Source organism: Mariniflexile sp. AS56 (assembly GCF_030552475.1).
Taxonomy (GTDB): domain Bacteria; phylum Bacteroidota; class Bacteroidia; order Flavobacteriales; family Flavobacteriaceae; genus Mariniflexile.
The window spans coordinates 173,106-185,456 of record NZ_JAUPED010000005.1 but is presented as its reverse complement, the minus strand read 5'-3'; the positions used below and the strand labels follow the sequence as shown (position 1 = coordinate 185,456).

The 12,351-nt window shown below is 32.0% G+C and carries 12 protein-coding genes; 1 reads left to right on the top strand and 11 read right to left on the bottom strand.

All coding sequences use genetic code 11. The features are described 5' to 3' along the window. Positions 1-82: 82 nt before the first annotated feature. The 11 genes from Q5N74_RS08150 to Q5N74_RS08100 are packed head-to-tail and all read right to left on the bottom strand — an operon-like array spanning position 83 to position 12,021. On the bottom strand, positions 83-1,117 hold the full coding sequence (locus tag Q5N74_RS08150; RefSeq protein WP_304388274.1) for a hypothetical protein: 1,035 nt from the start codon (positions 1,115-1,117) through the stop codon (positions 83-85). Further along, positions 1,114-2,409: a polysaccharide biosynthesis C-terminal domain-containing protein gene (locus Q5N74_RS08145; RefSeq protein ID WP_304388273.1), complete on the bottom strand. Its 1,296-nt coding sequence runs from the start codon at positions 2,407-2,409 to the stop codon at positions 1,114-1,116. Before Q5N74_RS08145 ends, Q5N74_RS08150 begins: the two co-directional genes overlap by 4 nt. A 15-nt stretch (positions 2,410-2,424) precedes the next feature. Further along, positions 2,425-3,555 (bottom strand): non-hydrolyzing UDP-N-acetylglucosamine 2-epimerase, encoded by a 1,131-nt coding sequence (gene wecB, locus Q5N74_RS08140; protein ID WP_304388272.1) that lies wholly within the window; start codon positions 3,553-3,555, stop codon positions 2,425-2,427. A 51-nt stretch (positions 3,556-3,606) separates the two neighbouring features. Then, the gene (rfbD, locus tag Q5N74_RS08135; protein ID WP_304388271.1) at positions 3,607-4,401 is read right to left on the bottom strand and encodes a dTDP-4-dehydrorhamnose reductase; all 795 of its coding nucleotides are present in this window, start codon (positions 4,399-4,401) and stop codon (positions 3,607-3,609) included. Positions 4,402-4,411: 10 nt separating this feature from the next. Next, a complete protein-coding gene (gene rfbC / locus Q5N74_RS08130) occupies positions 4,412-4,957 on the bottom strand; it encodes a dTDP-4-dehydrorhamnose 3,5-epimerase (protein WP_304388270.1) in 546 nt (181 codons plus the stop codon). Between the two features lie 5 nt (positions 4,958-4,962). Beyond that, entirely contained in the window at positions 4,963-5,817 is an 855-nt protein-coding gene (gene rfbA / locus Q5N74_RS08125) for a glucose-1-phosphate thymidylyltransferase RfbA (protein WP_304388269.1), read from the bottom strand. Continuing rightward, complete coding sequence (gene rfbB, locus Q5N74_RS08120; protein ID WP_304388268.1) at positions 5,818-6,873, bottom strand: dTDP-glucose 4,6-dehydratase; 1,056 nt, start codon at positions 6,871-6,873, stop codon at positions 5,818-5,820. Further along, positions 6,863-7,921, bottom strand: coding sequence for a hypothetical protein (locus tag Q5N74_RS08115; RefSeq protein WP_304388267.1), 1,059 nt, complete (start codon positions 7,919-7,921; stop codon positions 6,863-6,865). The genes rfbB and Q5N74_RS08115 overlap by 11 nt, the downstream gene beginning before the upstream one ends. A gap of 12 nt (positions 7,922-7,933) precedes the next feature. Further along, the gene (locus Q5N74_RS08110) at positions 7,934-9,619 is read right to left on the bottom strand and encodes a hypothetical protein (RefSeq protein ID WP_304388266.1); all 1,686 of its coding nucleotides are present in this window, start codon (positions 9,617-9,619) and stop codon (positions 7,934-7,936) included. A 38-nt stretch (positions 9,620-9,657) separates the two neighbouring features. Beyond that, positions 9,658-11,151: a GH3 auxin-responsive promoter family protein gene (locus Q5N74_RS08105; RefSeq protein ID WP_304388265.1), complete on the bottom strand. Its 1,494-nt coding sequence runs from the start codon at positions 11,149-11,151 to the stop codon at positions 9,658-9,660. After that, entirely contained in the window at positions 11,152-12,021 is an 870-nt protein-coding gene (locus tag Q5N74_RS08100) for a M23 family metallopeptidase (protein ID WP_304388264.1), read from the bottom strand. A 115-nt stretch (positions 12,022-12,136) separates the two neighbouring features. On the opposite strand from Q5N74_RS08100, the gene Q5N74_RS08095 reads away from it, so the two are divergent. Next, entirely contained in the window at positions 12,137-12,322 is a 186-nt protein-coding gene (locus Q5N74_RS08095; RefSeq protein WP_304388263.1) for a twin-arginine translocase TatA/TatE family subunit, read from the top strand. The last annotated feature ends 29 nt before the right edge of the window (positions 12,323-12,351 follow it).

Genomic DNA, 12,351 nt, shown 5'->3' with positions numbered 1-12,351 from the left:
GATTATCTTCTAATAAGCCCTAAAACAACTATATGACCAAAAAAACAATTCAAATTGAAATAAAATGGGATATATTTGACTTTTAGCTATTCGGAAAAACATTCTTATCTATAAATTCCTTTTTAACCTTATTAATGTTAAAATCATCATCATAATAGCCAGCGAAATTATTTTTACAATTATCATAAAAATCATTGTAATCAATAATCAAATCATCGTGTTCAATTATTTTATTTGATATTTCAATTAAATCTTCATTTGCAGAAGTTTTAATTTCATAATCTCCTAAATTCAAATTCTCACTAAATGAGTCGATAACATTTGTATAAATAGGCATTAACCCTACAGATAAATACGTGTTCATCTTAGTAGGCGTTGCTACATTATTAATAATATGGTCTTCTCTTAAAATAAAACCATATTTATGTTTACTTAATTCTTGTTCTAAATCTTTAAGCTCAACATAAAAAACATCATAGTTTTTTATCCCAAGTTCTTTAATCTGGGCTTCAGCAACTTCTACTTCCTTTGTTAGGATGGTTAAAAAGGCATTCTTATTCTTAAGCTCTATTTCCTTATATAAACTAATAGTTTTTTCAAAACACTGCCAGGAATAAAGGCTCCCCGCATAAACAAAAGTGGATTTTGGTTTTAAGGATAAGTCGAAATACTCTTTCAGTAAATTTTTATTATAACAAGGGATTATAGTATAATTTTTTTTATTGTAGGAATGCTTTTCTTTTAAATATTTTTGCATCCTTTCAGACACAAAGAGGTTATAAAAACTTTTTCTTATAGTTATTTTTTCAACTATATTATATAAGTTATAAATGATATAAGCTTTAATACTATAATTATTAAGCATTAAATATTCTTCGGGTCCAACCCCTTGGAACCACATAATTATTTTAGCCTTTCTGTTTTTTCTATAAATATCAATAAAATCCCTAACTCTTATTGTAAATATGTAGTCCGAGGATGTTATTTCAAAATTATTTTCTGCAAACTGTATGACTTCAATGTTTTCCTCAACAAAAGCTTTTCTTATCAAGTTCACATAATACTCGGTGGCATCATTTATTGATTTTGTTGGTAAATAAAATATAACTCGCATCATAAAAAACTTAATTTTATTTTGTCTTTTCTATATACATATACCACAACGCATATGTTCCAAAAAATAACAGTGAAAGTAAAAGTGAAAGCAGCGCCATTAATTCCATATTTAGGAATTAAAATAAGGTTTAATATTATATTAATTATTAAAGACACTATTAAAATAGCTTGATATACCTTAGCTCTGCCTGTCATGTTTAAATATACAGGAACTACACCAAAAGCAGAAGTAAATAGTTGGGAAATGATTAAGATATAAAAAGTATCTTTTATTACTATATATTCGCTTCCAAAAGCTAGTAATATTGGCTTTATAAAAATAACCATTCCTAAGGCTAGAAAGACATTAATCAAAAACACTTTTTTAGCTAAATCGGCTACTGTATTTTGTAGACTACTAGTTTTACGCAATGAATATAATTCAGCAATTTCTGGCGATACATTTATATTAAAACTAATAATGATTATTGATAAAATTGTTATGAGCTTTACAGCTATGGCATAATATGCAACGTAATCGTTTCCAAAGTGTTTTTTTAGTAAAAATACATCAACACTTAGCAGCAAAAACATTATAAAACTACTAAATCCCATAGGCCAAGATATTCTAATAATATCTTTAGCCTTATACCCTTGCTCATGTTTTGTACTTACCATATTATTAAATTGGTATAGCACAGCTAACTGAGAGCATAAAAATAGCACAACAAAGCCATAAACATAATATTCAGAAATACTTAAATAGGACGGATATTTTATTTGAAGAAAAATCCCTATGCCTAAAGGAACATACTTAAAAATATTTCTAAATAATTCTGAAAGAACGGTTTTATCTAATGCCCTAAGAGTTTCAGAATTAAAAAGTGTAATCACATAAAAGATTAAACATATGAAACTTTTTAGAATAATATCATAAAACGAATCTTCAAAAAATGCATTGACGTTCTCTTTTGTGAAAAACAAAAAGAATAAAAAGACTAAAACTAATGATAATACACTTACTATTTTTAATATTGAATAATATACTTTCTTGATAGATGAAAAGCTACCTAAGGCCTTTAATTTGCCCGAAAAGTAAATTATTGAAACATCCGTGCCTAATAAGCAAATACTTCCTGTAACCAGTAAAAAAACACGAATAAACTCGTATTCTCCAACAACTGAAGGAGGAAAGTTATTTGTCATTAAAAATGATATACCAAATAAAAACAAAACACCAAATCCTCTTAAAGCAAGTGTAAATATTGTTTGCGTATAAGCATGCTGCTTTAAAGCTTTTATTAGTTTTTTCATTAAGTAATTCCTCTATTAACCTAAAAGATGATTTACAATTTGCTTACAAGCACTTCCATCTCCATATGGATTATGCAACATGCTCATAGAGTTGTACACTTCTTTATCCTTTAATAATCTTAGTGCCTCATAAATAATTTTACTTGGGTTTGTGCCTACAAGTAAAACCGTACCTGCTTCAACAGCTTCTGGTCTTTCGGTTGTTTCTCGCATTACCAATACTGGCTTGCCTAAACTAGGGGCTTCTTCTTGTACACCACCACTATCTGTTATAATTAGGTATGATTTTTCCATTAACCAAACAAATGATGGATATGAAAGTGGAGAAATTAATTTTATGTTTTCAATATTTCCCAATAACTCATATACAGGCTTTTGAACATTAGGGTTTAGATGAACAGGATAAATAATTTGGCAATCTGGGTATTCTATCGCTATCTGTTTCAATGCTTCACAGATGTTTATAAAGCCTTGACCATGATTTTCTCTTCTATGTCCAGTTACAAGAATAATCTTTTTATTTAACTCTACCAGTTCTTTTAAACCTTCTATTTCCTTATCTATAAAGTTATTAGAGTTCACCTTCTTCACACTATAAAGTAAAGCATCAATAACGGTATTACCTGTAACTAAAATATTAGCTTCTTTTTTATTTTCAAGTAATAGATTTTGCTTAGAAGTTAAGGTAGGCGAAAAATGAATATTTGTAACAACACCAGTAACCGTTCTATTCATTTCTTCTGGAAATGGAGATTGCATGTTATATGTTCTTAATCCTGCTTCGACATGACAAATTTGAGCCCCAAAATAAAAACCTGCAATACTTGTTGCCATAGTAGTCGTGGTATCTCCATGAACAAAAACATAATCGGGCTTAAAATCTTCCAATACGGGTTTTAAATTGGAAATTATATCGGATGTTAAAGAATATAAATTTTGATTTGGTTTCATAAGATCCAAATCGTAATCTGCGTGAATATCAAAAAAATTTAATACCTGATCTAACATTTCTCTATGTTGAGCAGTAACACAAACTTTCGTCTCAAAACTAGTTGAGTTTTTTTCAAACTCTTTAACTAATGGCGCCATTTTAATGGCTTCAGGTCTTGTGCCAAAAACAATTAATATTCTTTTTCTTTCTTTCATACTAAATTAATCTTGCTATTTCTAATTTGGTCTGCAGTTGCCAATTATTAGTTAATTGTTCTTTAAAACAGAATTTATTGGTCGCTTTGCAAAAGTACGATAGTTATTACTTAACACAATGTTTATTTTTTTTAATAAATTGTTTTCGATCAAAATTTGCTGAGCAAAATCATACCATGTCATTGCTTTTTCATCACAAAAATGATGAATTCCAAAGTTACTATTTCTCTTCATTATTATTTGATAGATAAACTCTGCTAAACTAACCGTGTTTGTTGGACACCCTTTTTGCTCATCTGTTATAAAAAGTTCTTTTTCAAATTTCGCTTTTTCAAGTATCGATTTATAGAAGTTTTTGCCATACTTTTTGCTGTATAGCCACGATGTTCTTATTATAAAATAATTATTTATAGTATTTTGTATATATTGTTCTCCTAGCAATTTAGATTTACCATATTCGTTTATTGGGTTTGGAGAATCGGTTACCTCATATGGTTCACTTTTTTCACCATCAAAAACATAATCGGTTGATATATGAATTAATACCGTATTATTATTTTTGCATGCTTCTGCTAAATTTTTAACAGCCTCTGCATTTACTTTATAAGCAGTATCGGGTGTTTTCTCTGCTTGTTCCACGTTGGTATATGCGGCACAATTTATACAATAGTCAAATTGATTTTCATTAAAAAACAACTTGACTTCTTTTGGTTCTGTGATGTTTAAAACCTCTTTTGATACAAAAGTAAACTCCAAATTAACATCATTCTTAGAATATAATTCTTCAATTGTTTTTCCTAATTGACCTTTAGCACCTGTGACTAATATGCTTCTTGTTTTTTTCATAAAAAAGAAATTAAATTTCTAACGTTTTAAATGTTGGAAGTATTAAATCTTTTTCTGAAATGATGAGTTTATCCTTTGGAAAACTCCAGTCTATTTGTAAATTTTCGTCATTGTATATGATGCCTCCTTCTGATTCTTTATTATAAAAATTATCACATTTATATGAAAATATAGTATGATCTTCTAAAACCACAAAACCATGAGCAAAACCTCGTGGGACATACAATTGTTGTCTATTTTGGTCATCAAGTATTAATGAATAATGTTTCCCGAATGTTGGTGATCCTTCTCGAATATCTACACACACATCTAAAACTTTGCCCTTTATAACTTGTACTAATTTAGCTTGAGCATAGGCTCCTTTTTGAAAATGCAACCCTCTTAAAACTCCTTTTGATGATTTAGATTGATTGTCTTGAACAAAATCTGCAACTATTCCTGCCTCTTTCTCAAACACGTTTTTATTGAAGCTCTCAAAAAAGTAGCCTCTTTCATCTTCAAACACTTTGGGTGTTATTACAAAACAGCCTCCTAAATATGTTTCTTCAACTGTCATAATTTTTATAATTGTTGAAGGTATTCGCCGTAACCACTTTTAAGTAATGGTTGTGCTAGTTCATGTAATTGAATCTTATTTATGTAGCCCATTTTATAAGCTACTTCTTCTATACAACCAATTTTTTGTCCTTGACGCTCTTCTATGACTTGTACAAACTGTGAAGCTTGCATAAGTGATGTAAAGGTACCTGTATCTAACCAAGCAGTTCCCTTGTCTAAAATTTGAACTTTTAATTGTCCTAGCTTTAAATATACTTTATTAACATCGGTAATTTCCAACTCACCGCGCTTACTTGGTTTTATGTTTTTTGCTATTTCAACTACCGAATTATCGTAAAAATAAATTCCAGGAACGGCAAAATTCGACTTTGGCTTTTCAGGTTTCTCTTCAATAGAGGTTACTTTATTTTGAGCGTCAAATTCCACCACGCCATAACGTTGTGGGTCTTGAACATGGTATGCAAATATAACGCCCCCTTGAGGGTTCATGGAGGCTTGTAAAGTGCCTTCTAGTCCAGAGCCATAAAATATATTGTCGCCTAAAATAAGAGCCACATTATCAGTCCCTATAAACGACTCCCCTATTAAAAATGCCTCTGCTAATCCATTTGGCTGTTCTTGAACAGCATATTCAAAAGTACATCCGTAATCTTTACCGTCCCCTAAAAGTTCTTTAAACCTCGGTGTATCTTTTGATGTTGAAATTATTAATATTTCGTTTATTCCTGCAGACATTAATGTTGTTAGGGGATAATAAATCATGGGCTTATCATAAATAGGCATAAGTTGCTTACTTACCACTTTAGTAAGTGGGTGTAACCGTGTACCCGAGCCTCCTGCTAATATGATTCCTTTCATTTAATTCCTATATTGTTTCTGATAATAGGATTGGTAATCTCCACTTGTAACACTTTGTAACCATGCTTCATTACTTAAATACCAATCAATCGTTTTATTTAGTCCTTCTTCAAACGTTACAGATGGTTTCCATCCTAACTCCTTATTAATTTTTGACGCATCAATAGCGTATCTTAAATCATGCCCAGGACGATCTTTCACATAGGTTATTAGCTTCCCTGACGTTCCTTTTACTCTTTCTAGTTTCTGGTCCATTTGTTGGCATAATAACGTCACTAAATCGATGTTTTTCCACTCATTAAAACCACCAATGTTATAGGTTTCATGCTTTTTTCCTTCATGAAAAACTAAATCAATAGCAACAGCATGATCTTTAACGTATAACCAGTCTCTAGTATAATTTCCATCGTCATATACAGGCAATGGTTTATTATTGATAATGTTGTTAATGAATAATGGAATCAATTTTTCTGGAAACTGATTTTGGCCATAGTTGTTAGAACAATTTGTTATAACATACGGCATCCCATAAGTTTCACCATAAGCCCTCACAAAGTGATCTGAACTTGCTTTAGAAGCTGAATATGGTGAATTTGGGTCATAAGAGGTGATCTCTGTAAACAATCCTGTTTCTCCTAAGGTTCCATAAACTTCATCGGTGCTAATATGGTAAAACAGTTTATTTTCAAAATTGTCTTTCCAAGTATTCTTAAAAGCATTTAAAAGAACCATGGTGCCAATAACATTTGTTTTTACAAATACCAAGGGATCTTCAATAGATCTGTCCACATGTGATTCTGCTGCCAAATGAATAATAGAATCAAATTTATAATCCTGAAATAATTGATTTATAAAAACTTCATCCGTAATATCACCTTTTATAAAGGTATAGTTAGCCTTATTCTCAATAACTTTTAAACTTTCTAAATTACCGGCATAGGTAAGCGCATCCAAATTAAAAATATGATAATTTGGATACTTTTCTACAAATAGCCTTACGACGTGAGAACCAATAAATCCTGCTCCTCCGGTAACTAAGACATTCTTATCCTTCATAGCTTTTAGCAAACCTTACAAATCTTACTCCTAAAAAAAGAATACATAAAACGACAAATGCTATGAATGGAAAAATCAGAGAATACTTCATAAATATCGTTTGGTATTTTGCCCCTACATCTTGAAAACTAGAGATAGTATCAAAAAACACATCTTCCTCTACCTTTTGAGATTCAAGAGCACTTAATTCTTGCTGTAATTCTATTTGTTTTTCCAGCAATTCATATTCTCTTGTTTTAGTTTTTTCGTTTAAAATAACCCCATCTTTAGATGACACCAAATGACCAGAATTATCTGATTTTGATTCTAATTCCATGACGTTTATATACACTCTTTTCAATGAATCAACGTCTTTCAAAGAAATCAATACGCGTTCCTTTTCAATCGTAATTAAAGAATCTCGTTTTTGCATTTTCTTCTTAGAATAGGTATTGGTAAACGTAGAGTTTAACCCCTCTTCTAACGACCTGAAAATATCCTTCTTAGTAGATGTTACATTTATTTCAAAAATTTCTCCTGAAAAAATACTTCTATTTTTAACATAATCTTCAAAACTAATATCTTGTGCCCTTACACTATCAATAGATCTTACAAATTCATCATACTGAACAATTCTATCGTTTTCTGTCTCTGGCCCCGGGTTAATTTCAAAGTTTATTATTTCCCCTGCATCTTTTAAATCAATGCCGAATAACTCTTTAAGTTGTTTATGGTCTTTTTCTCTAATTAGGGCGTTATAGTAATTAATATTAGTCACCAATTGATATTTAGAATCAAAATATGGCTTAACTAGCATTTGAGATTTATAAATTACAGGGCTTTTTTTCTCGAGTACAAGCCCTATAATGGCAGAGACCACTAAGGTTAAAACTATAATTTTATAATTATCTAAAACAGCCTTTATAGAAAAAATTATAACTGAAAAAACAGCCTTAAAAATACTTCCAACAAACTTAAACAACCTATCAAAAGCATCCCCAATAAGTTTAAATATCTGCCCTAAATCTACTTCTTCAGATTGTTGTGGTTTTTGTAAATCGTTACTCATTAAAATTTATTATTAATTAAATATTTGTTCTATTATTTTTCTTGTTATTAAATACGTTGGTTTTACGCCTGTGGTTCCTAAACCTCCAGAGGCTAATGTAGCACCCGTTTCTAATGGGTTGTCACTCGCGTAATAGGCATATCTCACTTTAACATCTGGCCCAATGCTGCCTCTTACTTTAGAGGCCGCTTGTATGGCTTTTTGATAATGTGCGCCCTCCATTTCTAATCCAATAACACGCCAGGTAGAATTGTAAAAGAATTTTAAAATATCTTTATTTTGAAGCGAGGTTCCTAGAACGGTAATCATGGTTCCTTCATATACATCTACCCCGTGTCCTTCTAAATCTTGTTTTGAAAGTTCGTTTACAAATGGATAATTATCGGCTGTTCCTTCAAAAATATGAGCTGTAGGAATCATGATATCTCCTTTTCCTCCTTCTAAAATTCCTGCTTTCCCCATTATGGAAATAGAATCGATGTTCATATGAATTTTACTTCCCTTAGCCTTATAAGGTTTTAATAATTCATCTATGGTTTCATAAGCTTGTTCTCCAAAAGCATAATCCATCACCAAAATAACAGGTTTTTCAGAGGCTATTTTGGCATCTTTAATAGGAACATCCAATTTGGAAACATCTAACTTACTCGTATCAAAAATTTGAACATCTATTTTTGTACCCGAAGCATCCTCGATATAAATCATGCCTTTTTGTAACGCTTCCTTGGTTACTTTATTTCGCAAATCATTATTCTCTTTCTTGCTTAAAGACTCATAAACACCATAAATATCTTTTGATGCCGACGTTTTCAAAGCTGAAGGCGCAAAAAGCGTATTCATGACACTGTGCATGTTAGCACTAATAATATGAATTGGTCTTTCTAATAAATCATTCTTATATAGAACTTCCTTAATGGTATTTGCCCAAATTTCTCCGTGAATATGGTGCCCTAAGCGTTCTCTTAAAACAGGACTAAATGTTACTGTTCGTTTGTTATTATTTATTTGCTCTTCAATGGCCAATTTACCCAACCAATACACAATGTGTAATAAACGTTCGGGTTTTGTTGGTGTCGAAAAATCAGCATAAACTGCTCTTAACTCATCAAACGTACGTCCTAAAATATTCGCTGTATGAGTTATAGCAATTTCGCGTTCTGTTTGTGTTAATTTTGTTTTTGATAAGACTGCTTTTTCTAGCTTAACCCAATCTCTGGTTGTCGCACCACTTTCATCAATTAAAACACGATTACTAATTTTATGCGATTCAATAAAAATGAAGGTAATATGCGTTAAAATATCATAGATTTCAGAGCGTCCGCGTGTAATCTCAATGTTCATTTGCTCTGCATCAATTCTGTAGCAGTTACGTCTTCTTTTTTCTGGAATAATAGGCTTGAAATGGGAATTTGAGTACCCTTCGTCACTTGTTAAATTAATAAAAGTACACTCTTCAATGCCTACAGGAAGTCTATCAATTACATAAAGTAAGCCTTCTAATTCGGCTTTTTCTTCGCCTACAGAACCATAAATTTCTGGTCGTAAAAGCAATAATGCTTGTCGAAGCGTTTCACCCGAAATACCCATTGGTTTATAAAAACCTCTATTAAACAAATGACGCATAGTAACATACATTCGCTCGATGGCATTCGAGCTTTCTTGGGCTCTTGTTCTTTCGTGATGTTTTTTGTTACTCATACTCTTTTTTTAACGTGGCAAATATACTACTATTTGGTTTAAATTACCTGCGGAAAACCCTCAACTATTTTCCGGTCGTTGGACAACCTTGGTAGCTTATTTTGACCGCCCAATTTCCCAATAGATTTCATATACTCTTGAAAACCGTCCTTTTTCACCTTCGTGATTTTAAGAGGTTGTAAAACATTACCTTTAATTAAATCGAAATAATAACTGTTTTGTCCTTGAAGAGATGCATCTATTTTTTTAGCTAAAGCTGAAATATCATCCGGTTCATTTTCAAATTCTACAAACCATTCGTGATAAGGCAAACCTTCTTTTGGGTTAATTTGAGGAGCGACCGTGAATTCTGAAACACGAACATTGGTACCCAATACGGCTTCTTGCATGGCCTGCTCAACTTCTTTTCCTATTACGTGCTCACCAAAGGCTGAAATAAAATGTTTGATACGTCCAGACACGATAACACGGTATGGTTTTGTACAAGTAAACTCGACCGTATCACCAATATTATAAGCCCAAAGACCCGCGTTTGTTGAAATAATCATCACATAATTAACGCCCTTTTCAACATCTTTAATCGTGATTCGTTTTGGGTTTTCATTGAAAAATTCATCTGCTTTAATAAACTCATAAAACATTCCTGAATTCAACTGAAGTAGCATCCCGCGTTCATTCTGTTTATCTTGAAAGGCAAAAAAACCTTCACTTGCCGGATACAACTCAATGCTATCTACTTTACGACCAATGAGGTTCTCAAATTTAGCACGGTACGGCTCGTAATTTACTCCTCCAAAAATGAAGAGGTTGAAGTTTTTAAAAACATCTCCCACCTTCTTTCCTGTCTTTTGCTGAATTTTTTCAAAATACATCTGCACCCACGACGGAATACCAGAAATAATAGTCATATCCTGCGGAAGCGTTTCTTCAACAATCGCATCTACTTTCGTTTCCCAATCTTCTATACAATTAGTTTTCCAAGAAGGTAATCGATTCTTTTGAAGATACTTAGGCACATAATGCGCCACAATACCAGAAAGCCGCCCTAATTGAACGCCGTTTTGTTCTTTAAGAATGGGACTTCCTTGAAGAAAAATCATTTTACCATCTACAAATTTGCTGTTTCCGGTTTCGTATATATACAGTAAAATAGCATTTTTGGCAGCATCAACATGGTAAGGCATGCTGTCTTTAGTTATTGGAATGTATTTAGAGCCCGAAGTGGTACCCGATGTTTTTGCAAAATAAGCAGGCTTTCCTCTCCAAAGAATATTCTTTTCACCAGCAACCACGCGTTCCACATAAGGTTTTAAATCTTCATAATCTCTTATAGGCACCCGTTTTGCAAAATCCTCGTAGGTATTGATACTTATAAAATCGTGATCCTTCCCAAACTCAGTACCAGCGGCATCTGAAATTAAATTTCGAAACACTTTTTCTTGGGTTTCCAATGGCTTATTAGCCCACTTTTGAATTTTGTAATGCACCCGTTTTGCAAAAGGTTTTGCTAAAGCTGATTTTATTGATATCATCTATTTAAAATCTATAAAGTTTGTTGGGTTTATGGGGTAACCATCATTCCAAAGTTCAAAATGCAAGTGCGGTCCTGTAGACAACTCTCCTGTATTTCCTGCTGTTGCTATCACTTCACCCGCTTTAACTAAATCGCCTTGAGTTTTTGTTAATGCAGAGTTGTGTTTATACACTGAAATTAATCCATAACTATGTTCAATAATAACCACATATCCTGTGGTTGCCGTCCATTCTGCAAAAATAACAATTCCGTCGGCCGTTGCTTTTATTGGCGTGCCTTTTGCAACAACAACATCAACCGCAAAATGCTTATTTTTTACATTATACGTCTCACTTATGGTACCATTCACTGGCGGAAATAATATAAAGTTAGATGCCGATGTTGCCGACTCAAACAAGTTATATTTATCCTCCTTATCCACTTTTTGCCTTAAAATAGAATCTTCTGCCGTTGGTTTTAAATTTACCTCGCTCGCTTCTAATTTCACCGCTTGAATAATAGAATCTCTAGAAAAATCTAACGAGCTCACTTCCCCTTGTAAAACCTTTTTTATTGACGCATAATATCGATCGTTAAGGGTTATTACTTGCAGTAATGAATCTGTTTTATAATTTAATTCGGTTGCTCTTTTCTTTAATGAAGCCGAAGAATACCCGGGTATATACTCCCGTAAGGTAGTGAATGCAATTAGCATAGTAGTACCAGCAATTAAAATAATGGCTGTTAATGAGGCTAAAACAAACACATTTAAACGTGTAAGCTTGATAGATAAGCGTTCTTCAAAGGTATGCTCGTTAAGAATTACCAAGCGGTACTTATCGAGTAACTTTCGTTTTATCCTTCTTTTTTCGGGTTTCTTTGTGTTCATCTTAAAACAAAATTAAATAAAAATATGGCAAGACTGGTTGCTTTATACTAAAGTTATACTCAAAACGAATTTATTAAACTTTAATTATTAACTTTGCACTATAAAATTAGTAATTATGATTTCATTAAGCATATATTTTGGAATGATTGGTCCAATGCAAATTGCACTAATTGTGGTAATTGTTTTATTATTATTTGGAGGTAAGAAAATCCCTGAATTAATGAGAGGACTAGGAAGCGGCATTAAAGAATTTAAAGATGCTAGTAAGGAAGACGATAAAAAGGAAGACGATAAAAAATAATTCACCTTCTTTTGAATATAAAACAAAAA